26 protein-coding genes and 2 tRNA genes are annotated in these 21,299 nt (G+C 57.6%); 11 read left to right on the plus strand and 17 right to left on the minus strand.

Annotation, left to right across the window (positions count from 1 at the left end):
- Positions 1-93: 93 nt before the first annotated feature.
- Together T424_RS0119520 and T424_RS0119525 are read right to left on the minus strand one after the other, a co-directional pair.
- Positions 94-1,113 carry a sulfate ABC transporter substrate-binding protein gene (locus T424_RS0119520; protein ID WP_154665001.1) on the minus strand — a complete coding sequence of 340 codons (1,020 nt, stop codon included), beginning with the start codon at positions 1,111-1,113 and terminating at the stop codon, positions 94-96.
- Positions 1,114-1,296: 183 nt separating this feature from the next.
- Positions 1,297-2,286 (minus strand): DUF1499 domain-containing protein, encoded by a 990-nt coding sequence (locus T424_RS0119525; protein WP_027489200.1) that lies wholly within the window; start codon positions 2,284-2,286, stop codon positions 1,297-1,299.
- Positions 2,287-2,671: 385 nt separating this feature from the next.
- Here T424_RS0119525 and T424_RS0119530 point away from each other — a divergent pair, with 385 nt between their 5' ends.
- Positions 2,672-3,697: a LacI family DNA-binding transcriptional regulator gene (locus tag T424_RS0119530; protein ID WP_037068527.1), complete on the plus strand. Its 1,026-nt coding sequence runs from the start codon at positions 2,672-2,674 to the stop codon at positions 3,695-3,697.
- A 357-nt stretch (positions 3,698-4,054) separates the two neighbouring features.
- Here T424_RS0119530 and cysN read toward each other — a convergent pair whose 3' ends face one another.
- The 5 genes from cysN to T424_RS0119555 all read right to left on the minus strand — a co-directional run bounded on the left by cysN (position 4,055) and on the right by T424_RS0119555 (position 9,199).
- Positions 4,055-5,530: a sulfate adenylyltransferase subunit CysN gene (cysN, locus tag T424_RS0119535; RefSeq protein ID WP_027489202.1), complete on the minus strand. Its 1,476-nt coding sequence runs from the start codon at positions 5,528-5,530 to the stop codon at positions 4,055-4,057.
- Between the two features lies 1 nt (position 5,531).
- The gene (cysD, locus tag T424_RS0119540; RefSeq protein WP_027489203.1) at positions 5,532-6,488 is read right to left on the minus strand and encodes a sulfate adenylyltransferase subunit CysD; all 957 of its coding nucleotides are present in this window, start codon (positions 6,486-6,488) and stop codon (positions 5,532-5,534) included.
- A 102-nt stretch (positions 6,489-6,590) separates the two neighbouring features.
- Positions 6,591-7,340 carry a phosphoadenylyl-sulfate reductase gene (locus tag T424_RS0119545; RefSeq protein ID WP_027489204.1) on the minus strand — a complete coding sequence of 250 codons (750 nt, stop codon included), beginning with the start codon at positions 7,338-7,340 and terminating at the stop codon, positions 6,591-6,593.
- A gap of 240 nt (positions 7,341-7,580) precedes the next feature.
- Positions 7,581-8,495 carry an MBL fold metallo-hydrolase gene (locus T424_RS0119550; protein WP_154665008.1) on the minus strand — a complete coding sequence of 305 codons (915 nt, stop codon included), beginning with the start codon at positions 8,493-8,495 and terminating at the stop codon, positions 7,581-7,583.
- Positions 8,496-8,638: 143 nt separating this feature from the next.
- On the minus strand, positions 8,639-9,199 hold the full coding sequence (locus tag T424_RS0119555) for a type 1 glutamine amidotransferase domain-containing protein (protein WP_027489206.1): 561 nt from the start codon (positions 9,197-9,199) through the stop codon (positions 8,639-8,641).
- Between the two features lie 174 nt (positions 9,200-9,373).
- Between T424_RS0119555 and T424_RS0119560 the strand changes: the two genes are divergently transcribed.
- Positions 9,374-9,448: transfer RNA gene (locus T424_RS0119560), tRNA-Gln, on the plus strand.
- A 546-nt stretch (positions 9,449-9,994) separates the two neighbouring features.
- Positions 9,995-10,960, plus strand: a complete 966-nt coding sequence (locus T424_RS0119570; protein ID WP_027489207.1) for a flagellin N-terminal helical domain-containing protein — start codon at positions 9,995-9,997, stop codon at positions 10,958-10,960.
- 71 nt (positions 10,961-11,031) lie between these two features.
- Here the strand turns inward: T424_RS0119570 and T424_RS0119575 are convergent, their stop codons facing one another.
- A complete protein-coding gene (locus T424_RS0119575) occupies positions 11,032-11,457 on the minus strand; it encodes a hypothetical protein (protein WP_027489208.1) in 426 nt (141 codons plus the stop codon).
- A gap of 387 nt (positions 11,458-11,844) precedes the next feature.
- On the opposite strand from T424_RS0119575, the gene T424_RS0119580 reads away from it, so the two are divergent.
- A tRNA-Pro gene (locus T424_RS0119580) sits at positions 11,845-11,921 on the plus strand.
- 162 nt (positions 11,922-12,083) lie between these two features.
- Here T424_RS0119580 and T424_RS0119585 read toward each other — a convergent pair.
- Entirely contained in the window at positions 12,084-12,443 is a 360-nt protein-coding gene (locus T424_RS0119585) for a hypothetical protein (protein ID WP_027489209.1), read from the minus strand.
- A gap of 391 nt (positions 12,444-12,834) precedes the next feature.
- Between T424_RS0119585 and T424_RS22755 the strand changes: the two genes are divergently transcribed.
- From T424_RS22755 to T424_RS0119615, 4 genes are all read left to right on the plus strand, one after another.
- Positions 12,835-12,996, plus strand: a complete 162-nt coding sequence (locus tag T424_RS22755; RefSeq protein WP_154665002.1) for a hypothetical protein — start codon at positions 12,835-12,837, stop codon at positions 12,994-12,996.
- A 33-nt stretch (positions 12,997-13,029) separates the two neighbouring features.
- Positions 13,030-13,266: a hypothetical protein gene (locus T424_RS0119595; protein ID WP_027489210.1), complete on the plus strand. Its 237-nt coding sequence runs from the start codon at positions 13,030-13,032 to the stop codon at positions 13,264-13,266.
- 500 nt (positions 13,267-13,766) lie between these two features.
- A complete protein-coding gene (locus tag T424_RS22760) occupies positions 13,767-14,090 on the plus strand; it encodes a hypothetical protein (protein WP_154665003.1) in 324 nt (107 codons plus the stop codon).
- The gene (locus T424_RS0119615) at positions 14,090-14,470 is read left to right on the plus strand and encodes a hypothetical protein (protein ID WP_027489212.1); all 381 of its coding nucleotides are present in this window, start codon (positions 14,090-14,092) and stop codon (positions 14,468-14,470) included. Before T424_RS22760 ends, T424_RS0119615 begins: the two co-directional genes overlap by 1 nt.
- Here T424_RS0119615 and T424_RS0119620 read toward each other — a convergent pair.
- The gene (locus T424_RS0119620; protein ID WP_027489213.1) at positions 14,435-14,962 is read right to left on the minus strand and encodes a hypothetical protein; all 528 of its coding nucleotides are present in this window, start codon (positions 14,960-14,962) and stop codon (positions 14,435-14,437) included. The genes T424_RS0119615 and T424_RS0119620 overlap by 36 nt on opposite strands.
- Before the next feature lie 238 nt (positions 14,963-15,200).
- Between T424_RS0119620 and T424_RS0119625 the strand changes: the two genes are divergently transcribed.
- From T424_RS0119625 to T424_RS0119640, 3 genes are all read left to right on the plus strand, one after another.
- Positions 15,201-15,824: a hypothetical protein gene (locus T424_RS0119625; protein WP_154665004.1), complete on the plus strand. Its 624-nt coding sequence runs from the start codon at positions 15,201-15,203 to the stop codon at positions 15,822-15,824.
- Complete coding sequence (locus T424_RS21635; RefSeq protein WP_154665005.1) at positions 15,821-16,339, plus strand: hypothetical protein; 519 nt, start codon at positions 15,821-15,823, stop codon at positions 16,337-16,339. The genes T424_RS0119625 and T424_RS21635 overlap by 4 nt, the downstream gene beginning before the upstream one ends.
- A gap of 389 nt (positions 16,340-16,728) precedes the next feature.
- Complete coding sequence (locus tag T424_RS0119640; RefSeq protein WP_027489216.1) at positions 16,729-17,067, plus strand: hypothetical protein; 339 nt, start codon at positions 16,729-16,731, stop codon at positions 17,065-17,067.
- Positions 17,068-17,091: 24 nt separating this feature from the next.
- On the opposite strand, the gene lysC is transcribed toward T424_RS0119640, so the two are convergent.
- The 7 genes from lysC to T424_RS0119680 all read right to left on the minus strand — a co-directional run bounded on the left by lysC (position 17,092) and on the right by T424_RS0119680 (position 21,229).
- The gene (lysC, locus tag T424_RS21640; protein WP_037068508.1) at positions 17,092-17,373 is read right to left on the minus strand and encodes an Rz1-like lysis system protein LysC; all 282 of its coding nucleotides are present in this window, start codon (positions 17,371-17,373) and stop codon (positions 17,092-17,094) included.
- Positions 17,370-17,735, minus strand: a complete 366-nt coding sequence (locus T424_RS0119650) for a hypothetical protein (RefSeq protein ID WP_027489217.1) — start codon at positions 17,733-17,735, stop codon at positions 17,370-17,372. Before T424_RS0119650 ends, lysC begins: the two co-directional genes overlap by 4 nt.
- The gene (locus T424_RS0119655) at positions 17,732-17,962 is read right to left on the minus strand and encodes a hypothetical protein (RefSeq protein ID WP_027489218.1); all 231 of its coding nucleotides are present in this window, start codon (positions 17,960-17,962) and stop codon (positions 17,732-17,734) included. Before T424_RS0119655 ends, T424_RS0119650 begins: the two co-directional genes overlap by 4 nt.
- The gene (locus T424_RS0119660) at positions 17,959-18,264 is read right to left on the minus strand and encodes a hypothetical protein (protein WP_154665006.1); all 306 of its coding nucleotides are present in this window, start codon (positions 18,262-18,264) and stop codon (positions 17,959-17,961) included. Before T424_RS0119660 ends, T424_RS0119655 begins: the two co-directional genes overlap by 4 nt.
- Positions 18,264-18,734, minus strand: a complete 471-nt coding sequence (locus tag T424_RS0119665) for an N-acetylmuramoyl-L-alanine amidase (protein ID WP_027489220.1) — start codon at positions 18,732-18,734, stop codon at positions 18,264-18,266. The genes T424_RS0119660 and T424_RS0119665 overlap by 1 nt, the downstream gene beginning before the upstream one ends.
- Before the next feature lie 407 nt (positions 18,735-19,141).
- A complete protein-coding gene (locus tag T424_RS0119675; protein ID WP_027489222.1) occupies positions 19,142-20,806 on the minus strand; it encodes a hypothetical protein in 1,665 nt (554 codons plus the stop codon).
- Positions 20,807-20,938: 132 nt separating this feature from the next.
- Complete coding sequence (locus T424_RS0119680; RefSeq protein WP_027489223.1) at positions 20,939-21,229, minus strand: PspA/IM30 family protein; 291 nt, start codon at positions 21,227-21,229, stop codon at positions 20,939-20,941.
- Positions 21,230-21,299 lie beyond the last annotated feature (70 nt).

A 21,299-nucleotide genomic window follows, 5' to 3' on the forward strand; every position in this document is an offset into this window, starting at 1 on the left:
CCCCGTCTTTTTGTTTATGCCATGAAACGAACCGGCAAGACACCCCGGCGGGCAAAAGCCGCCGGGGTGTCGATGCCGGAGATAATGTCCCGATTATTTGCCGGGCTTGTAGATCTGGTCGAAGATGCCGCCATCGCCGAAATGCTGCGGCTGTACCTTGGCCCAGCCGCCAAAGATCGGGTCGTCGATGCTGACAAGCTCAAGCTTGGGCAGCGGCTTGACATCGGCGGGCACCAGTTCGGGCTTGGAGGGGCGGTAGAAATTCTTCGCCGCGATCGTCTGGCCCTCGGCGGAATAGAGATAGGTAAGATAGGCTTCCGCCACCTTGCGCGTACCCTTGGCATCGGCATTGCCGTCCACCACCGTCACCGGCGGCTCGGCCAGAATGGAGAGTTTGGGCACGACGATCTCGAAATCATCGGAGGCGAACTCCTCCTTGGCGAGATAGGCTTCGTTTTCCCAGGCAATCAGCACGTCGCCAATCTGGCGCTGGGCGAAGGTGACAGTGGAGCCGCGCGCACCGGTATCCAGCACGGGGGCGCGCTTGTAGATCTCGGCCACGTAGTCGCGCACCTTCTGCTCATCACCGTTGAACTGTTTATAGGCCCAGGCCCAGGCGGCCAGATAGTTCCACCGCGCGCCCCCTGAGGTTTTCGGATTGGGGGTGACGATCTGGATGTCGCCCTTCACCAGATCCTGCCAGTCATGGATGTTCTTGGGGTTGCCCTTGCGCACCAGGAAAACGATGGTGGAGGTATAGGGCGAGGAATTGTTGGGCAGGCGCTTGCGCCAGTCTGCCGGGATTTTTTTTGTTTCCTTGGCAATGGCGTCGATATCGCCTTCCAGCGCCAGCGTCACGACATCGGCATCCAGCCCGTCGATGACCGAGCGGGCCTGCTTGCCGGAGCCGCCATGCGATTGCTGGATGGTCACGGTTTCGCCCGTCTCGCTCTTCCAGTGTTTGGCGAAGGCGGCGTTATAGGCCTTGTAGAATTCCCGCGTCGGATCGTAGGACACGTTGAGAAGCTTGGTATCGGCCAATGCGGGCGCAACCCCTGCCACGGCCAGCGAAAGTCCCAGCGCCGCCACACCCAGTTTCGTCCAAAGTTTCATCAGCACATGCCTCCATCTCTCTTGCTCCTGAAGGCTACTAAACTAGTAGATTTAGTCAATCGTGGCCGAAAAATAGCAAAATCCGGGTTATGCAAAGGCTGATCCGCAACCGGGTTCTTGCGTCAAACCCCGCTATGCAAGGTGGATTTACGCTGAAAACGGCGTTTGGCAGAAAATTGCGACTTACCGATTTTTGGCAATACCCAGCAATTCGGCGTCCAGCGCATCGAGAAAACTTTCGGCGATGGCGGCTGAAAAGCCGAGATCATGCGGCCCGAAACGGCTTGCCACGCGCATATCCACCAGCACCGTTTCCTCTTCCTCGCGCAGGCGGATGACGAGATCGAAGGGCAGGCCCAGAAGCCGTTGGCGCGTGACGCCTTGCAGGCGCACCACGCCTTCCGGCTCGCCGTCATCGGGTTGCTGGATATTCACAACGTCGGCGGGGATGATGGCAGCCGCCGCAGAGGCGGGCCGTGGCTGCGGCACGGGCGCCTTTTGCGGCGCGGCGGGCAGCGGCTCGGCGGCAGACGGGGAAACGCCCCGAGGGCTCGGCACGGGAATGATGGCGGGGGCTTGCAGGCTGTTGCGCAATTGCAGCTCCGGCTGGGCGTGGCGCAAGCCCCGCCTTTCGGTTATCGTCAGCCGCTGCGCTGCCGCCACCTGCATGACCACCTGATAGACGCGGTCCAGCGCGCCATCATAGCGGCGCACCGTCAATTCCGGATAGGCCGCCCGCTGGAGGCCCGCTTGGGCGGCAAGGCGCGATGGCGGTCGCGGCAGCCATTTCTGCGCCGTAAGCGGCGTATCGATCCAGTCCGGCGCATCCGCCGGATCGCTTGCCACCTCGTAAAGCGGCGGATAATCCTGATAGCGCAGCACGGCAAAGGCCAGCACGCAAAGCGGCAGGGCGGCCAGCACCAATGCCCTGAGCGCGGCAACCCCACCTTCCGCCCCCACCTGCCACAAACGCCACAGCCCCGCCAGCGCCAGCAGCACGGACAGGGCGGCAAGAGCAGCGGCGACAAGCACCAGCGCCACGAAATTCGGCGTCTGTAGCGTGCCGAAACGATAGAGCAGCCAGCCCAGAAGCAGCATCAGCACCGCAAAGGCCGAAAGCCGCCGCGCCAGCCGCGCCGCGGCTGAAACCGGACGAACATAGCGCAGCGTCATGCAACAGGCACCATAGGAAAACTCCGGGAGAAACTGCGTTTGATAAACGCAGAAACGACGCGGTAAGTGTAGGCGCAACTGCGCGCAATAGAAACCCTGCCGCCAGCGTCTGGAGTGCTCTCCACCGGCAAAAGCCTTTGCAGAAAAATAAAATGTTCAAAAAATAGCAATTTCCTGCAAAGGTCGGAGCCGGACAGGAGGGAGAGACGGGAATCATCCTGCAAAGGCCTGGAGCATTTCCAGGATAAGTGTAGTCACGGTTTTCCGTCCGGAAATGCGGGAAAACAGAAGCTCAGAGCCGCTTTGCGCCGTTACGCAAGACGTTTTCGTGACAATGCTCTGGGGGCGAGAAAAGCAAGGGGGGCACATGCAAGGGTGGGGCAGCTTGAAAAATTCACGCAAGACATCGAGCAAGATTACATTGACGGAGGTTGCGCAGAAGGTGGGGGTCAGTCCCATCACCGTTTCGCGGGCGCTGAACAAGCCGGAAAAAGTCTCGCCGCATCTGCGCGAGACGATCCTGAAAGCGGTGGAGGAAACCGGCTATGTTCCGGATTTCGCCGCCCGTGCGCTTGCCAGCCGCCACAGCAATCTCGTCGGCGTGTTGACCTCGCTTCTCGGCAGCAGCGTCTTTCCCCCCGTCATGCGCGGGCTGGAAGATCGTGCCCACGGCACCGGCATCCGCCTGCAATATGCCAATACCCGCTACGATCCCAAGGAGGAGATCTACCAGCTCAAGCAGTTTTGCGGCCAAAACCCCACGGGCATCCTCATCGGCGGCGTACAGCTCGATCCTGTCGTGCTGGATATTCTGCGCCAGACCACCTGTCCCGTGGTGCAGTTCATCGATATTTCCCTGCCGCCCGTGGACATGGCCGTGGGCATCAACAACGCGGCCGCAGGCGTGGCGGCGGTCGAGCATTTGCGCCAGCAAGGCTATCGCCGCATCGCCTTCATTGCCTCGCGCCTCGATATTCCGGTCCGTATGCGGCTTTCCGGTTTCCAGACCCGGCTGGAGGAGGAAGGCCTCTACCGGGAAGATCTGGTGGTGATGATCGGCGCCGAATCCGGCGTTACCGCAGCCGGACCGGTGCTGGACCAGCTCTATGCAATCGAACCGGAACTGGACGCGATTTTCTGCGCCACCGACGAAATCGCCACCGGCTTCCTGTTCGAATGCCAGCGACGGGGCATTGCCGTTCCCGACCGGCTTGGCATATGCGGCTTCACCGATCTCGAATTCGCGGCCTATACCGTGCCCAGCCTCACCTCGATCCGCACGCCACTCTATGCGCTGGGCTACAAGGGCCTCGACATGGTGTTGCGCGCCCGCGAAGGCAGGGTTTCCGAAAAGGTCGTGGATATGGGGTTCGAGCTTGTGGCGCGCGATTCAACCCGGCGCAAGGGCTGAGCGCAGGTCCGCAAAAGCGTGCAAGCAAAAGTTTCAGGCGCGTCCTTTGTGCGTTTGATCACAGTACACGACGCTACGGTTTTGCGTGTGGTTTACCCCCCTCTGTCCTGCCGGACATCTCCCCCTCAAGGGGGGAGATCGGCAAGATCAAGGCCCTGCCTAAATTCCTGAAAAAGGCCGTCATCACAAATACTTATTGAAGAATGACGCTTTGTCCGTATTGCAATCTCACCTCTTGAGGGGGAGATGCCTGGCAAGGCAGAGGGGGGTAGGCCACGCCACATGCCTCAGCGTCGTGTACTGTGGAGGCTGATAAAACGCACGGCGCTGTAAGTCGGTATGCAGTCACGAAGCCGTTCAGCTATCGAGCTTGTCCAGCACGTCGCGGGCGCGGGCAGCGGTCACGCGGCGCATTTCCACCTCGTCGCGGCGCGAGGCCATGATTTCGGTGGCCATGATCTGGTCGGCAAGATCGGCTGGCAGCGACAGGATCACCCTGCCCTCTTCCGCATGAAGACCACCGAGATCGGAGCGCTTGGCCGTGATCATGCCGCCGGCCACCGTATTGTTGGTGTCGGGATCGATCAGGATGAAGGCGCCGGTGGCGCGGTTCAGCTCGTAAGGGTCGAAAATCGCCTTTTCATCGAAATCGAGATGCACCTTGCCGATGGCGTTCATGTCGAGGCTGGTGGCGGGGTTCCATTTGCCGCTCTTCAGTTCCAGCGCCGAAACGGGCGTGACCAGCACGCGCTGGCGTCGTGCGCCGCTCTTCAGCCAGTAGCGCTTGTTGGGCTGGATGCCGCCCGGTTGCAGCGCCACGATCTGCGCATCGAAGGCAAGGCCGGTCAGCGGCTGGGCTTCCAGCGAGACGATCATGTCGCCGCGCGATACATCCACCTGACGGTCCAGCACCAGCGTGATGGCATCCCCCGCCACGGCGGCATTGCGCACCAGATCGAAGGTGACGATCTGCTTGACATTGGCAATGGCGCCCGACGGCAGAACGGCAACACTGTCACCCGGCTTGACGGCCCCGCCGGCCACCGTGCCCTGATAGCCACGGAAGCTTTCCCCCGGACGGGAAACGCGCTGCACCGGCAGGCGGAAACCCGTGGACTGCGCGCCGCGCACCGGCGCAAGCTCCAGCGTTTCCACCAGCGTCGGCCCGTCATACCACGGCATGACGGCTTTGCCGGAATAAACGACGTTTTCGCCCTTCAGCGCCGACATCGGAATGGCTGTAACCTGACGCACGCCGAGCGTCAGCGCGATTTCGCGGAATTCGCTGGAAATCGCCTCGAAACCGGCGCGGTCGTAATCGGTGAGGTCGATCTTGTTGACCGCCAGCACGAATTGCTTGATGCCCATCAGCGAGGCGATGGTGGCGTGGCGGCGGGTCTGTTCGAGAATGCCGGCGCGGGCATCGACCAGCAGCACGGCGAGATCGGCGGTGGAGGCCCCCGTTGCCATGTTGCGGGTATATTGCTCATGACCGGGCGTGTCGGCCACGATGAAGGAGCGCTTGTCGGTGGCGAAATAGCGATAGGCGACATCGATGGTGATGCCCTGTTCGCGCTCGGCCTGGAGACCATCCAGCAGCAGCGCGAAATCCGGCAGGCCCAGATCGTTCTGCTTGCCGCTGTCACGCTTGAGCGTGGCGGCCTGGTCTTCCTTGACGGCCTTGGTATCCCAAAGCAGGCGGCCGATCAGCGTGGACTTGCCATCATCGACGGAGCCGCAGGTGATGAGCCGCAGCGGGCGCGTATCGCGAAGCTTGGCGGCGGTTTCCACCTGAGGCTCGGCGGTGGCGAGGGAGTTGGCGCTGGCGGTCATCTCAGAAATATCCTTCGCGTTTCTTCTTTTCCATGGAGCCGGACTGGTCGCGGTCGATGGCGCGGCCCTGACGCTCGGACACCGTGGCGATTTCAAGCTCGGCAATCACATCGTCCAGCGTTTCCGCCTGCGACCGGATGGCGCCGGTCAGCGGGAAGCAGCCGAGCGTGCGGAAGCGGATCATGCCTTCCTTCTTTTCCTCGCCGGGCAGCAGTTCCAGCCGCTCGTCCTCGGCCAGGATCATCATGCCGTCGCGCTCGATATAAGGCCGGTTGGCGGCAAAATAGAGCGGCACCAGCGGAATATTCTCCGCCTGGATGTAACGCCAGATGTCCACTTCCGTCCAGTTGGACAGCGGGAAGGCGCGCACGCTTTCGCCCCGGCGGATCATGCCGTTATAAAGGTTCCACAATTCCGGGCGCTGGTTGCGCGGATCCCATTTGTGATCGGGCGTGCGGAAGGAATAAATGCGCTCCTTGGCGCGCGAGGCTTCCTCGTCGCGGCGCGCACCGCCAAAGGCGGCATCGTATTTGCCCGCATCCAGCGCCTGACGCAGCGCTTCCGTCTTCATGATGTCGGTATAAAGCGCCGAACCGTGGCTGAAAGGCGTGACATTCTCGGCTTTGCCGCGCGGATTGGTGTGCACCACCAGATCGAGATCGTAGCGGCGGGCCATCTCGTCGCGGAAGGCGATCATTTCCTTGAATTTCCAGCCGGTATCGATGTGCAGCAGCGGAAACGGCACCCGGCCCGGATAAAAGGCCTTGCGCGCCAGATGCAGCAGCACGGAACTGTCCTTGCCGATGGAATAGAGCATGACGGGATTGTCGAACTCTGCCGCAACCTCGCGAAAAATATGGATGGCCTCGTTTTCCAGCGCCTTCAGATGCGGGTCGAGCGGCGTGCGCGGGGCGGCATCCTTGGAATGCGGATCGAATTCTGACTGATGCAAATGCATTACCTGACTTCCTGGCAAAGGCGAAACGGCCATTGTCTTTCTACCCTCTTGGCGCGAGTCGAACCACCGATAGATGGGCTGCGCGATGAATTGGAAACGTGTTCACAAGGCGCTGGAATTAAGCGAGGGAAGTGCAGCTTCCGGCACATGCAGGCCGCATTCGCGCTTCTCGTCGTTTTCCCACCACCAGCGGCCCGCCCGCTCCGGCTCGCCCGGCTTGATGGCCCGCGTGCAGGGCTCGCAGCCGATGGAAGGATAGCCGCGCTTGTGCAACGGGTTGGTGGGCACCGCTTCCTTCTCCACATAAGCGGAAATGTCTTCCAGCGACCAGTCGGCCAGCGGATTGACCTTGATGAGTTGGCGCTCGGCATCATATTCCGCAAAAGGCGTGGTGGCGCGATTGCCCGATTGTCCCCGGCGCAAGCCCGTGACCCAGATGGCCGCACCTTGAAGCGCCATGGCCAGCGGCACAAGCTTGCGCACATGACAGCAGGCATGACGCGCTTCAACGCTTTCGTAAAATCCGTTCAGGCCATATTTGGCGGCATAGGCGTCAATATCGTCCTGCACGGGATGGAAACGGCGAATGGTGATGCCGAAGCGCTCTTCGGTTTCGCCGATCAGATCGGCGGTTTCCTTGAAGAGACGGCCGGTATCCAGCGTCGAAACCTCGATCTCAGCCCCCGAAAGGGCAATGCCCGCGGTGATGACCTGATCCTCGATGCCGAGACTGGTGGTGAAAACGGCGCGCCCGCCTAAAGTGGCCACAAGCCGCAGGCGGGCTTGCAAGTCGAGCGTGGCGAAGGCCGCATCCAGCGCCGCCGCGGCTTCGATTCTGCTTTGCGATGTCATGCCTTGATCCCGGATAAATGAAGGTCGGAAGGTATAGCCTTCCCATATCCGCAATTATCCGCCTTTTTGACGGCACAGAACAGGAATTGCCTTTCACGCGCTGCGGCGGAAAGAGCAAATATCTCTCACAAGGCCGGAAAAGGGAGTTTTCCGTGCCGCCAGCCGGGAAAACCGGCGGGCTTTGCGGCGTCTGACACGCGCCGGAAATTCATGGCACATGTTTTCTATAAATTCAATAGACTATTTCGCGGGAAAATACTGGCTGTCCAGGCAGGCGGGTCCGTCGCACAGCGCCTGCCCCTTGCTGACCAGGTCTTCCATATGCGCAAAAACCGAAAGGGCGGCGGGCATTTTCAGCGCCGGGTCGATGCCGCGATACATGCCATCGACAATGGCGGCAATGGTGGTATCGCCCGCCCGCAAACGATTGAGAATGGCCCCTTCGCGCATGAGCCTGTGGGTGCGCATTCCGCTGACCAGCGCACGCGGCTCCAGCACCGGGCCGCCATGGCCGGGCAGATAGAATCGGTCGTCGCGGGCCAGCAGCTTGTCCATGGATTTCAGATAGGCGCTCATCGAGCCATCCGGCGGACCAACCACGGTGGGCGCCCAGGCCATGATGTGATCGCCGGAAAACAGAAGCCCGCTGCCGGCCAGCGCAAAGCAGGCATGGTTTGCCGCGTGGCCCGGCGTCAGCACTGTTTCCAGCGCCCATCCATCGCCTTCGACAACCTCGCCATCGGCAAGGGTCACATCCGGGCTGAAGGAGAAATGCGAGCTTTTGGCGAAAGGGTTCGTCTCGCCCGGATGGCAGGGCCGGGAGGGCCGGTGCGGCCCTTCCGCCACCAGAAGTCCGCCCCGCGCCGCCTGAAGGCGCGGTGCCAGCGTCGAATGATCCTTATGCGTATGCGTCACGAGAATATGGGTGAGTTCCCGCCCGTCGAGCGCCTTGAGCAGCGCCTCGAAATGCGCCTCGTCATCCGGCCCCGGATCAATGACGCATACCGATTTTTCGCCGACAATATAGCTGTTGGTGCCCTGATGCGTCATGGCGCCGATATTATTGGCCGTGACCCGCTCAACGCCCGGCGCAAGCTGCACGGCTTTTCCGTGGGCGGGCTCGTAGGTTTCGGCAATTTGCCAGGCGGCATTCATGATGGAGAGTTCTGTCACGCTTTATATTCGATCTCGATGAAGGCCATGGGCGCCTCTGCGTTACTGCTACCGCAAGGCGCGGCCCTTGAAAACGCATAAAAGCCCCCTTTCCGAAGAAAGAGGGCTTTCCGGCAAAAGCAAGATCAGGCGGCGCGGCGGTCGTGACGGCCTTCCTCGACCTCCTCGACGATCTTTGCCACGAAGGCATCGAGATCACCCGGATTGCGCGAGGTGATGATGCCCTGATCGGCAACCACCGTTTCATCCACCCATTTGGCGCCTGCATTTTTCACATCCGTGCGGATGGACTGGTAAGAGGTGGCCTTGCGGCCGCGCAGCGCATCGGCCTCCACCAGCAGCCACGGACCGTGGCAGACAGCGGCAACCACCTTGCCGGAGGCCACGAAATCGCGCACCACCTGCACGGCCTTCTCATCGGCACGCAAAATATCCGGGTTGATCTGGCCGCCGGGAATGACCAGAGCATCGAAGCCGGATGCGGAAACCTCATCGAGCGTGAGATCCACATCCACCGTGTCGCCCCAGTTCTTGTCGTCCCAGCTCTTGATCGGCTCCTTTTTCAGCGAGGCGATCTTCACCTCCGCGCCCTTTTCCCGCAGCTTTTCCAGCGGCACATGCAGTTCCGAGCGCTCATAGCCATCAGTGGCGAGAATAAGGATTTTGGCAGATGTAATGGACGTCATGTCTTTCTCCTTCGGTTGGCTTGGAATTGCAGGGACAACCCGCAGCCACCGGCAACGTTCCGAAGTTTTTTCCGCCCTCCTTTCACAAAAAACTGCCAAAGGGTGATTGCAGCCCCCGCGATGCTTTGCTAAGAGCGCTGCACCGCGAGCGAGGCTGATGCTTCGCTCTTTCATTGGGGCGTAGCCAAGCGGTAAGGCAGCGGTTTTTGGTACCGCCATCCCCTGGTTCGAATCCAGGCGCCCCAGCCATATTCCTCTTTTTTTTCGTGAAGGCCCCGGATTTCAAGGCGTCCAGCACAGCCGGGGCAACACAGGCGGGCGCAATCTGTTGGTGACGTCGCCGTTTACCGAATGCAATAAGTTTGCGTGCTTTGGCGCTGGTTGAAATCAGCCTGCGCAGAAAAAGCGTTGAGCTGGCGAAACTGCTCGCTGCGGAAGTGACGCATGTTAGTGGCCCAAGTCTTAACGCAGTTTTCTCAAGCTTAATTCCCCGTTCACCACGTTCATTGGGCGGGACTTAACCTTAATAGCTCTATAAAATAACCAGCCTGGGGATCAGGAAAAATCTGAATGGAAACAACGCCTGGCGCCTTCGCGTCCGGCGAGCGAAGGAGTGTGTCCACGCCGGGAGACAGAGCTTTGTTCCGGCAAAGAGAGAATTTGGTCCTGCCTGCGAAATTGCGACGATTGGCAGGATTATTCTTCGGAAATTCAAATTCGGGGCGTCCGGACGCGGCTGTCTGGCGGAAGCACGCCTTTTGTATTGCGTTTATTTTACACCAGTGAGTCAAGCGTATGGTGAGCAAGAATACCAATGTGTCGGCCTATGTCGCACTTGGCGCCTTAAGGGATACGGATGCCAGCCTCTATAAAAGCGAGGCGCGGGTCAGCAGTGGCTACAAGGTGGCAACCGCTGCCGACGATGCCGCCTACTGGTCCATCGCCACGACGATGCGCTCCGATAACCGGTCGCTGAAGGCAGTCGAAGATGCGCTGAGCATGGCGGCGGGCGTGCTGGACACGGCCTTTCAAGGCATGTCGGCCTCCACCGACATCATGTCCAACATGAAAGCGCGGCTGGTGATGGCACGGGAATCGGGCGTGGATCGCGACAAGATCAACACCGAGCTTACCGCCATGAAGGAGCAATTGCGCTCCATTGCCGAAAGCTCCACCTTTTCCGGCGAGAACTGGTTGCAGAAAACCAGCAACAACGATCTGGGGACGCGCAGCCTCGTCAGTTCCTTCCAGCGGGATAATTCCGGCTATGTGCAGGTCGATACCATCGATTACGACATTGACGGCCAAAGCGGCACCACATCGCTGAACTATCTCGTGGACGACAAGGATGGCGATGACGGCATTCTGACCAGCAACAGCTACGCGACCGCCATCGGCGCCAGCAAGAACTGGGTGGTGTTCAACGGCACCGCCGCTGGCACCGGCTATGATGAGATCAGCCTTTCCACCACCACCACCACGCAGGAACTGGATGACATGATCAAGGTGGTGGACGCCATGAACGAACGCATGACCGTGGTGGCGAGCGATCTGGGCGCCAAGGCCAACCGCGTGGAAACCCAGCATGAATTTGCGCTGGATCTGCAAAACGCCATCAAGACCGGCGTCGGCAACATGGTCGATACCAATCTCGACGAGGAATCCAGCCGTCTTCGCGCGCTTCAAGCGCAGCAGCAACTGGGAACGACGGCACTTTCCATCGTCAATACCCAGGTACAATCCCTTTTACAGCTGATGTAATGAAAAATGCCGATGCGATCCCTCGCATCGGCATTTTGTAACTATCGCGGCATTTCCAGAATGAAATGCTGTTAGTTCCCCGCAAGAAACTCCTCACACCAGGTCTTGCCGTTGTCGAGACGCTTGTCGAAAACCGGCTTGATCGAGCGGATGGTGTAATCTTCCGAGACAGTCACGCGCACTTCGCAGCGCAGATATTCCGTGCGCGCCGGCTTTACGAGCTTGCCGCGTTTGCCATCCTCACCCTTGTCGTAAGTGGCGGGAACCGAACGGTTCTTGAAGCCGCCGCGCCAGGTGTAGACCGTGGAAGAGCCGCTTGCCTCATCATTGACCGGAGGGCCGAACTTGGCGAAAAACGCCCCGGCAGACTGGCCAACCCAGCGTGTTTCCACCGCACTCGGCGCTGCGGAAATCGCGGAAGAACCGCCCGTATTGGTCGTGGAGCAACCCGCAAGCGCCAGGGCAAGTCCGGCTGCGAGCATCAAGCGAAACGTCATCATCAGTCCCTTTTTCAAAACGGCAGGGCGTCAGACGCGCCCCTGCCCTGAAATTCCCGGCTTTCTTTAAAAGCTGTGCGCCAAAAGGGAAAGACGATTTTAACCTCAGCCGCCGCGAAAACGGCAATTTGAACGCTTTTTCACCTGGCCAACTCAGGCGCCCGGCACAGATGTTCCCTTGCCGCTCCCACGGCACAATCAAAACCCTGGAGAAAAGGCAAATGCGCCAAACCGGAACAGAATTGCCCATCATTCGAAATGCCCGGCAAAAGCGCGCTATTTTCCCGATAACCCTTTGAGATTAATGACTTCCGTAAAAAATGAAAGTTTTTTGTCAGCCCCGCTTGTTAATCGGAAAAGCCTGGTCTATAGAAGCGCCACTGGTCACGGAGTGTAGCGCAGTCTGGTAGCGCACCACGTTCGGGACGTGGGGGTCGAGTGTTCGAATCACTCCACTCCGACCAGTTTGATTTCATTACGCTTTTCCCGATTCAATGAAGCGTAAAAACGGCCTAAAATTGGCGGACCCGACAGAAAAACCGACAGTTATCTTTATAGCTGTCGGTTTGTTGTTTATCCGCGTTAGGCATCAACTAGGGGCTCCACAACCTCCAGATGGTTAAGTCCTATAGTGGTTTCAGCGTTAGAACCTGCCCGAAGTCATCCGAATCGTACAGGTACTCATCCCGCCGCTGGTCGGTGGCTCGGTCGCTTTTATAGCGCAGCTCGCCCTCGACGCCGATCTCACGCAAGATTGTGAGCGTCTTGGCAACAGTCTCCTCATCCGATGATCGACAGTAAACGAGCGCCACGGAATGATCGCGAGCTTTCTTGATCGCAAGCAGCCGTCCTTCAACCGCCGCGTCCTCGATCTCCTCCCATAGCGGGCCCGGCTGTGGGACGATCCACTTGCCGCTAGACGCGTCATCGCTGTCAGATATGATCGACGCGAAGCCTGTTGCGGACATTGTCGGAAACCAGCGCATCGTCCCCTCCCAGGTGTTATGAGGGCTCCGTTTCCACGCTGGTTTCGGAGCCCTCCACCGCGACCGCAGCCGCATGCCCATGTTGGGCGTCGTGTGCTGGCGACCATGCCAGCGCCTCGCTCTCAAGCGACCGCCTGACCTTGATCAGACGGGTGCCGGACTGGTTACCGGCGTGGTGACATTATGATTGGTCCGTCGGCCAGCCCGTGTCAAACCGCCGACGAAAATATGACCCCTGAGACATATCCCGCAACAAATATGCGCTTTAAGACATAAATTAACGCAGCCCAACTCGTGTTGCCTACAACCTGTTTTACATTTTTTTAGGTTGCGCTAGACTCACTAGAACGTTGACTGGACTAGGCACCGAGATGCCGGAGTGATTGTTGACATGTCGGACAAAAAGCGCGCGATGATCACGACGTTGATTGACGAGCAAAAGCATGTCCTTGATACGAGTTACAGCGAGGATGCGGAGCTTTGGATATCCGTCCTGACCGCTCGCGCGCTCTATGAGGACTCTCTCGACACACGCGACGGCTCGATCACATAGGCTAAGGTCGCTCGATATCCTGAGCGTTACTAAATGAGCGCTACTGTCACACGGATCACAGCAGCAGATATCGTCGCATCCCTCGCTCATAAACGCGGCCTCGCAATCTCGACCGATCCAGCGGACATCCTTGCTGATCACCTGAGCGCTCTTTGCGATTTCGAAGGTGACGACACCCTTCGAATGATCGCGGACCTTTTGCGCGAGGGCGTCCTGACAGTCGAGCAAGCCAATCATCTGACGCTGATGCACGTTCGAGAGCAATCTTGACTCTGACCCAAACGTGAACGAAAAATGAACGAATGTATCACCGTAAAGGCATCGATCTTACACGAGCACCGGAACCGCCCTACGTAGAGCGGCTCAAAGAAGTCGGCGATCTGTACGATATCGCAGGCAAGTTTTCGGACCTATCCGGATGGGCTTTGATCGGCGGCCGGTGTGCCAGGTGCGAACGGGAAGGCTGGATCGATAGAGATTGGCTCGAAGCTAAGTTTCCGAATGCGATTGTCAGTGAGCTGGCACCGCTGTTGAGGTGCAGGAGGTGCGGCAGCAAGGGCGGTAACAAATGGATTTTGGGCAAGCCTCATCGCTGAGATTCGAAACGTAACAATTCGGGGGCAAATTTCGGAAATTGCCCCCGAATTGTTACAAGTCGTTGAAAAGGTACCACTTTTTTCGCGGTCCATTAAAGTTTTAGTGTTGACAGAAACGGGTCGTTAGGAGCTGGTACCGGAAGTTGTCCGCAGAGATTTAACCAGGAGAGACACATGGCCCAGCACCGCAGCGTACCTTGCCCCGCAACGTCAGTCGCGATGCAAACTGGCGCGATCTTTGCGGGTCTGGCCGTCGGTGCGGTCAATGCACACATGGCTGGCATGCAGGCCGCCCGCCAAGCCCGTGAAGAGCGCAATAGCAACATCCTGGCCCATCAGGTCCATGAAGCTTCGATGGCCGCCCACGAATGGGCTGACCTTGCTCGTGCTCAGGCTATCGAGATCGAGCGGCTTAAGGCGGAAAACGCCCGCCTCACTAAGGTCGCTAAGCAAAATTTTGAGTTGGCCCAGCGCCTTTCTACGAAGAAGGCAGCCTAATGACTGATCGTGAGATGGGTGTGGACGTCGCGCTCGGTAAATGGCGGCGGGGTGAACTCTCCGAAATCGACGTTTACAGACTCACCGGTCTGCGTTCGGCGGCACAGCTTGCTGACGCCCACATTGAGATGATCGAAAATGATCGCCTGTCTAAAGAGGATATGAGTATGACGCCTGAAGAACGCGAAGCCGAGGACATCCTGGCGCAGGCTTACGATAGCTACGGTGATATCCTGCGTGAGGACCCTGAGCGCCTCCCGGACATTGTTAAGGCAATCACAGAAAATCGCCGTCGCCTGGCATCTCAGGCAGCGGCGATTTTCAATGCACGTCGTAAGGGTCGTTCAGGCAACGAGAACGTGATCGCTTTCCCGCGATAGTCGGTTCCTGAAATCGTCCATCCGAAGCACAAGCCCGGGGATCACGTCCTTGGGCTTTTCATTTTTCGGAGCATCAAGGCCTTCAACTGCTCCATCATGGCCGCCGAGAAGCATCATGATCTTGCTGTCAGGAGCTTCGGACAATGACCTCATAGCACGCTCGTTTGTTGAGAGTCCCGAAAGCCACTCCTGTTGTCCTGGTTCGAGGAGCGACAGGTCAATCGTAAAGCGGTCATCGGGCTTTGCGCTAGCGAAAAGCTTAATTTGCATCGCCTGGCTTGTGTTCGCGAGGATGTCAGCCGATCTCTGGTGACTTTCTTCCAGGCTCCGATCTACCTCAACAACATCCTTGCTCGGTAGATCGAGCGGTTGCGGTGTCGCGCTTCCACTACTGCCTCCGAAGGGCCGTAGGCTCCAAGCCGTTCTCCACGACCAGTCAAGGGCATTCCATGCGCCCTTCGCCAGGTTAGCCATAGCCATTACAAGTGCCATCAGAAATCTCATTTTCCTTCATCTCCCTTTTCTAATGAGGAACTGAAAGAATCGTTGGTTCTGGCCAAGCAATCGACAAACGCCGCCGACAATAATTACACATCAGAAAAAATATTACGTTGACGGAGCGTCGATATTACTCACGCAGTCAACAGTCTGATTACACAGCCCATTTGCGCCCATAAAAATAACACCACACGATTCCTTTGTCGGGATGGCCCGGCAGGGAGAATTAATTATGGGAAGATATCGATCATTTACTGTGCGGCCTCCGCGCCCATCATTCACGAAACGCGCCATCGAGCGCTGGACGGTCCAACTGATCAGCAACTTTGGCGACCGCTCAGAGCGCCGTGGTGAAGCCGCTGACTGGCTAGGGGTTTCGCCTCGCACGATTGATGCGTGGTGCTCTGCAAGTGATCCTCGTGTGATCTCAGCCGAACTACTGATGGAGCTTGCTGTTGGCGCGACAATAAACCAAGCGCCCATAATAGCCGCTGATCAAGTTTACGACGTCGTCAACGGCTACGAAATCATCACCAGTCTCCGAGATGCAGGGCATGCAGCGTACGTCGCCGATCTTCGCGGTTACGACGTCGTTCGTCGCGACGGCAAACCGGTGCGGATGACTGAGGATCAGCTGGTACGGTCGCGGCTCCGGAAAATCATCGCATCCGGCCACCTGACTCTCCGACAGATTTCGCAGTGGGTAGGCGGTGATGAATATGCGGTCGTCGACAGGATTATGGAGTTGCGGAACCGCACGCATAAGACGCTCTACGACTTCACAATCGACCGCATCGACCGGGAAATAAAGTCTGGATACGACGCGGGTTGGGAATGGGTAGGAGCGGCAGCATGAAACACCAGCCTCTTCCCTCAGCAACAGGAGACGAAAGCGACCGGGTTTACACGCCGGTCGCGTGGTCCTCAATGATCTGCCGACTACTGCCGCTTTCTGGCCGTGTGCTCGATCCCTGTCGTGGACAGGGAGCTTTCTTCGACCTGTTTCCAGACCATTGCGAAAAACTGTGGTGCGAACTGGATGAAGGACGCGATTTTTTCCAGTTCAATGAGTCTGTCGATTGGATCGTAACAAATCCTCCGTGGTCGAAGATCAAGGATTTTATGGACCACGCGATGACCATATCGAACAATGTCATCTTTCTGATCACCACAAACCATGCCTATACGAAGGCTCGGGTGAAGATCGCGCAGAAGCACCGGTTTCGTATCCGTGGGTTGCTTCATATGCCCACCCCACCGAAGCCGTGGCCTCAATCGGGCTTTCAACTCTCTGCCATCTGGTGGCAGAGAGGCTATCTCGGTCAGCCGGAAGTCCTTCACGCCGTTGATGACCTGGGAGTCGCAGCATGAGAAAGCCAATCCCTCTTACTGCTTCAACCCAATCGACCGGGATATCGCCTGAGCATGCGCGTTTCTTGGCGTCACTGGAACGAGCGATGCAAAAGACCCTGGCATCGGGAAAGATCAAAATCCTGCCCCGTTGTGAGCGCGCCGTCGCATCGCCTCAGCTGGAGCCTGTATTCATTCCGGCTTCCGCGCCAGTAGCCACGGCTCCAACACCGAGAAGAGCGCCACCACCGAGGCCCGCGTTCAAAAGGCCGACAGCACTGAAATGAAAAAGAGGCTCCGGAAATGGGGCCTTTTTCCTTTTGCGCAAAAAAAGATCAATTTCCGATTCGTAATGGTCTCCGCCGTTCACTAATTGGCCTGCACCTCAACAACAGGAAAGGGTGCAATGCATGTACGCAGCAATTCCAATTAACGGCGAGTCTGTCGAAGCGGTTGGCAAGGACGAAGATCACATCATCAGTAACCTCGGCGAAGAGCATCAGGTGCACTATCAAGTGAGGCCGTGGACAGACGAAGACATCATCGCTCTCGGTAGCTCTGGGTGGGGCCCAATCGACAAGACGGCGAAGGACCACAACGAACCTTACGAGATCGAAATCTTTGAGGTTCCTGAAGGCTATCGATATGGACCCGATGTCGCAACCTATTTTGCCGAGCTGAGCGAGTGGCCTGAGCCGATCAAAACTATCACGTTGTATAAGGCTGTTCCCGGCGACGAAGGTGAATAATGGCACGAGAAAGCCCGGGCTTTGCTATTCACCCTCAACAATCCTCTTGACCGCATCCAGCTTAGACCGGCAATCGGCACCGGCCTTCGCAAGCTGGTCCGCGAATTTCATCAGGTCTTTCACGGTCACCGAGACGTTTCCATACACTGGCTCGCTCGAACAGGTGAGCAAGCTTTTCGGCACCTCGATCCGGTGGACCTGGACCTGAGTGATCACCTTGGGTTCTGTCGTCTGGCATGCCGCCAGCATCGAAATGACCATTACGAACGCGGCAACGGTCGCGACCCTTCCGAAAACATCCTTCATGGCCTGCCTCCGAACCGCTTCAGAAACGGTTTCGCGAGCGCATCCGGAATTGCGATATCTTCGGCCCCGGCGAGGTCGTCGGTGAATGCTCTGGAGAGGGCCTCGGCCGCAGCGGTTTCCGTAGCCATCACCTCAAGAGCAGCGATCTGAACCTTGTAGGTGGCTTCCAGTTCCTTGGCAGCGTCAGCGTTGTCGTTGGCCGTCTTGATGGCCTGGTCACGCTGATCGGTCAGGGAGGATACCTGTATGCGCAACTGTTCGCGGTCGGAAAGGATCGACGTGTAGTGCCAGTAACCGAGGCCAACGGCGGCGAGGATCGCGAGGACGGCACCGATTTTGATGTAACTGATGTCGAACATCATGACACCTTTTTACGAATGTCGAGCAAGCCGGTTTTGATCCACTGCCGGAGATCGAGGTGACCAGTGCCGATGTAGAGGCCCAGGTGCGCCATGGCGACAGCACCGACGGCATAGATGATCTCCGCGTCACGGCCGAGCAGCGCGAGCAGGTAAATGCCCGCCAGAGACCAGGCGACGATCTTTTTAGAATAGGAGCGGGATTTTTGAGAAAGGGCTGGCTTCGTCATGCGGCCTCCGACATTGCAATCTGTAAGCGCTGGGTTTGAACAATCTGAAAGACGGGGAAGATGCCCAAGGCCTCACAGATGCACAGCAGGCGAGAGACACCCAGCAAGGTGCCTGACCTCATTTCGCGGAGGTAGCACGCTCGGAAAGTCGAATACTTACGACGGATCATGACGCTGATCTCAAGATTCGTGAGACCTGTCCTGTCGATATAGTCGAGGATCGTCTGCGTTAGCTGTTCCTGCAGCAGCAGCACCGAGCGTGGTCGGTAGGTTTCAGGGCTGACCGGTATGTGTTTTCCCATCACGCCCCCTTCTTAAAAAGATAGGCATACTCAGGGATCGCGTCGTAGCAGGGGCACGTTTTCAGCCATTCCTGCTGGGTGATCTTGCCGTCTCCGTCCTTATCCGGAGAGAAGTCGCGGTGACCGGCAATTTTTGTGATAGCCGGAAACTGTTTGACGAGATCGGCCGTCAGCTTGTGGAGCGACTTTTTCTGGGCGTCGGTCCGGGTATCTTTGGCGGTCTTTCCGTCCTTGGCCACGCCACCGACGTAGGAGATTCCAATTGACCCGGTATTGTGACCGGCGACATGAGACCCGACTTTGTCGAGCGGTCTGCCTGTCGAGATCGTGCCGTCCAGCTGGATGATGTAGTGGTATCCGATATCAGACCAGCCTAAAGCTTTGTGCCAGCCCCGAATCGTATCGACGGAATAGTCGCGGCCTTCAGGTGTCGCGGTGCAATGGTGAATGATTGTATCAATGGGCCGCAATGAATACCTCGAATGTAATACCGTTACATCCGATGATGAGTCGGTCGGCTGAAATTACGAAGCGAAATCTTGCAGGCCATGGAAACGAAAAGACTTTACGGTGATTTTGATCTAGACCTAAAGCGGGCGCTTTACGAAGCAGTCCTAAGAGGCGAAGATCACGTCTTTCGCGATCCCAAATTTCCGTATCAAGCGACGCTCAAGAAGGATGGCGCGGGCTATCGGATCACCGTCGAGGATACTCGTAGACGGTGGTGGGGTCGCGTTGTGGACAAGAGGACCACGACGAAAAAGCCAGTGCCAGGCAGCAGTACCCAAGGCCCCGCTTACGAGGCCCTGGCGATGGTGCGGTATTGTATTGATGCTGAGCGCGGACTGCAGGCCCAGAACGACGCTTTGAAGAAGCGTTAGGCTGCTTCAGAAACTTGATCGACCGCGACGAGCGGCCCTGCATCGACACGGCCATCCGGATGCTGGGTCATCAACACGACGTGTCCATTGTGGTACTGAACGGCTAGAGCATGTGCTTTGCTCGTGTAGTCCGGGTCCCACTTTTCGTTCAGCTCGCCAGCGGTCCCTACGGTTACGACGCCTGCCATGATGCTTGGGCTATGTGGGTGGCCCCCGACGATAGGATATCCGAGGGCACGATATTGTGCAGGGTTTCCCTGGCTACCGTTGAGCCCCTTATGGAAGTGGACGCCGTGTTCCACTCCATCAATCTTCAAAGACTGACCTCTCCAGATGTACCGGACGTCGGCCGACAGACCGCACTTGAGCATCGCTTCGTGTTCTAGGTATGCCAGTCTAAAATCTTCAGGGTCATCCTCAAGCATGAGATGCTTGGCCACCAGCATTTCGGCCCAGAACTTTGCGTTATCAGGTAGTGGATCACGGCGTTGGTCGCCTTCGAGCCACTCGATGAGCCTAGCTCCATGGTTGTCCTCTACCTTAAAGATTTTCGTCCACTCTCGGCAGCAGGAATTGAGGAAAGCTGCGGTGGCCTCAATCTCCTTGCGCACTGACCCGCGCTGGAGATGATGTTGCCTGGTCAGCTCGGTCGACGTGCGAGCGAATTTGGAGCGGTCGGTAAAATTGAGGATATCCTCGAACACCTGGATTTCGGGCTTAAGACGGTTGAGCAAACCATCGTTTCCGAAAAGTCCTTCTTTGACGCCAGCCGCCATGACATCGAAATGCCCGTCTGGCCAGTGAGCGACCTTGATACGACAGTCTTCCCATATCGTGTCGCCGCCATTTGCAACATAGTAATTCTGATACTGGAATGACCCGTCACTCGCTGCTTTGAGCTGATGGAAAAACGGCACCCCATCTGGGGCGACCTGGATGAATAGGGCCTGGCACTGGCTCCGGTCCCTGTCGGTATCGATGAGACTCACACTTCCCGTGGACCAAGCAAAATGTGCGCTGTCGCAAGCTAGTCGCGGAATCGACCTCATCGCGATGGACGGGTGGGAGACAATCACGTGCTTGCCACCATGCGCCGTCATCAAGTGAGTGATCGGATCATCGACGAAAAGCGACTTGCCAGACTCCGAGATGATAAGGATGTCGTCGCCGAAGCGGATGTTGTCGAAGACAATGTGGTCTTTGATGAACTTTGGGAACTTATCGAACCGGTCCCGATCAACAGGCCGACCGATTGGTAGAAATAGCAAGCAGTAGGTACTGCAGAACGCCCAGAGGTTAGAGACGAACTCTTCGTCAAATCCAGACGGCGAGATGTGAAACGCAACAACGCCATTGGCCTGACCGGGGTTGATGCGAAGGAAGATTTCTTGATTGGCCGACTTTGCGGTGTGCTCGATGGCGGGCGGCGTTTTCGGTTCGGAAGCGATCAGATGTGGAATTCCCTGGGACATTCCCAGCTCTTTAAGGACCTTGTTCGCCAGGAACTGTTTGCGGGCTCTCTTGACCCTGGCTATCCCCCAGCCTGGACGTTGGGAAAGGATTTCATGTACGCTTAGTCCTTCTTCAAATGACTGGGTCAGATTGGCGACATCGTACCGTAGTTGGCGTGATAGCTCTTCCGGCTTAGGTAATTTTGGCATGGGACACTTCCTTCAAAAACATGTGCTCTACTCGGCACTTAGAAGGAAATCGTTGTGTAATTTTCTGTCGGCCGCAAACAGAAATATTGATGAAGTCAACGTATAAAAGCCAAATGCGTTGACACTTACAGTTCATAAGCCGATTTTTTCTTTTATGTATGGCCAAATAAAAACCATGACTCCGGTCCAAACTGCTGACCAAGCCGCAACAATTCCGCCGATAAAACTCTTTCTACGTGCATCTGTGGCCTTGATCTGATGAACTTCTCGCTTCAGTTCGCTGATATCTGACCTGACCGCCGTGATGTCACCTTTCATCGTATTCTGATCTCTTAAAAAGGTGGTCAGGTCCGCACGCATGGCGCTGACGTCGCCTGTCAGGGTTAGGATGGATTGAAGAATACGATCATCGATGTCGGCCACGGCAAAATCTCTTGACGGAATAAGGTCTTAGACCCAGCAGAATCCATTCCTGTGCAAGATTCCAGGGCGC

Origin of the sequence: Allorhizobium undicola ORS 992 = ATCC 700741 (assembly GCF_000621665.1) — a bacterium.
Taxonomy (GTDB): domain Bacteria; phylum Pseudomonadota; class Alphaproteobacteria; order Rhizobiales; family Rhizobiaceae; genus Allorhizobium; species Allorhizobium undicola.

What these genes read in the sequence shown, in the direction of transcription:
- T424_RS0119520 (WP_154665001.1), bottom strand. Translation starts at nt 1,113, where the DNA reads ATGAAACTTTGGACGAAACTGGGTGTGGCGGCGCTGGGACTTTCGCTG.
- T424_RS0119625 (WP_154665004.1), top strand. Translation starts at nt 15,201, where the DNA reads ATGGGAAGATATCGATCATTTACTGTGCGGCCTCCGCGCCCATCATTC.
- T424_RS0119655 (WP_027489218.1), bottom strand. Translation starts at nt 17,962, where the DNA reads ATGACGAAGCCAGCCCTTTCTCAAAAATCCCGCTCCTATTCTAAAAAG.
- T424_RS22760 (WP_154665003.1), top strand. Translation starts at nt 13,767, where the DNA reads ATGGCCCAGCACCGCAGCGTACCTTGCCCCGCAACGTCAGTCGCGATG.
- lysC (WP_037068508.1), bottom strand. Translation starts at nt 17,373, where the DNA reads ATGAAGGATGTTTTCGGAAGGGTCGCGACCGTTGCCGCGTTCGTAATG.
- T424_RS0119525 (WP_027489200.1), bottom strand. Translation starts at nt 2,286, where the DNA reads ATGACGCTGCGCTATGTTCGTCCGGTTTCAGCCGCGGCGCGGCTGGCG.
- T424_RS21635 (WP_154665005.1), top strand. Translation starts at nt 15,821, where the DNA reads ATGAAACACCAGCCTCTTCCCTCAGCAACAGGAGACGAAAGCGACCGG.
- T424_RS0119675 (WP_027489222.1), bottom strand. Translation starts at nt 20,806, where the DNA reads ATGCCAAAATTACCTAAGCCGGAAGAGCTATCACGCCAACTACGGTAC.
- T424_RS0119550 (WP_154665008.1), bottom strand. Translation starts at nt 8,495, where the DNA reads ATGAATGCCGCCTGGCAAATTGCCGAAACCTACGAGCCCGCCCACGGA.
- cysD (WP_027489203.1), bottom strand. Translation starts at nt 6,488, where the DNA reads ATGCATTTGCATCAGTCAGAATTCGATCCGCATTCCAAGGATGCCGCC.
- T424_RS0119555 (WP_027489206.1), bottom strand. Translation starts at nt 9,199, where the DNA reads ATGACGTCCATTACATCTGCCAAAATCCTTATTCTCGCCACTGATGGC.
- T424_RS0119615 (WP_027489212.1), top strand. Translation starts at nt 14,090, where the DNA reads ATGACTGATCGTGAGATGGGTGTGGACGTCGCGCTCGGTAAATGGCGG.
- T424_RS0119575 (WP_027489208.1), bottom strand. Translation starts at nt 11,457, where the DNA reads ATGACGTTTCGCTTGATGCTCGCAGCCGGACTTGCCCTGGCGCTTGCG.
- T424_RS0119545 (WP_027489204.1), bottom strand. Translation starts at nt 7,340, where the DNA reads ATGACATCGCAAAGCAGAATCGAAGCCGCGGCGGCGCTGGATGCGGCC.
- T424_RS0119660 (WP_154665006.1), bottom strand. Translation starts at nt 18,264, where the DNA reads ATGGGAAAACACATACCGGTCAGCCCTGAAACCTACCGACCACGCTCG.
- T424_RS0119570 (WP_027489207.1), top strand. Translation starts at nt 9,995, where the DNA reads ATGGTGAGCAAGAATACCAATGTGTCGGCCTATGTCGCACTTGGCGCC.
- T424_RS0119595 (WP_027489210.1), top strand. Translation starts at nt 13,030, where the DNA reads ATGAGCGCTACTGTCACACGGATCACAGCAGCAGATATCGTCGCATCC.
- T424_RS0119650 (WP_027489217.1), bottom strand. Translation starts at nt 17,735, where the DNA reads ATGATGTTCGACATCAGTTACATCAAAATCGGTGCCGTCCTCGCGATC.
- cysN (WP_027489202.1), bottom strand. Translation starts at nt 5,530, where the DNA reads ATGACCGCCAGCGCCAACTCCCTCGCCACCGCCGAGCCTCAGGTGGAA.
- T424_RS0119620 (WP_027489213.1), bottom strand. Translation starts at nt 14,962, where the DNA reads ATGGCACTTGTAATGGCTATGGCTAACCTGGCGAAGGGCGCATGGAAT.
- T424_RS0119640 (WP_027489216.1), top strand. Translation starts at nt 16,729, where the DNA reads ATGTACGCAGCAATTCCAATTAACGGCGAGTCTGTCGAAGCGGTTGGC.
- T424_RS22755 (WP_154665002.1), top strand. Translation starts at nt 12,835, where the DNA reads ATGTCGGACAAAAAGCGCGCGATGATCACGACGTTGATTGACGAGCAA.
- T424_RS0119585 (WP_027489209.1), bottom strand. Translation starts at nt 12,443, where the DNA reads ATGCGCTGGTTTCCGACAATGTCCGCAACAGGCTTCGCGTCGATCATA.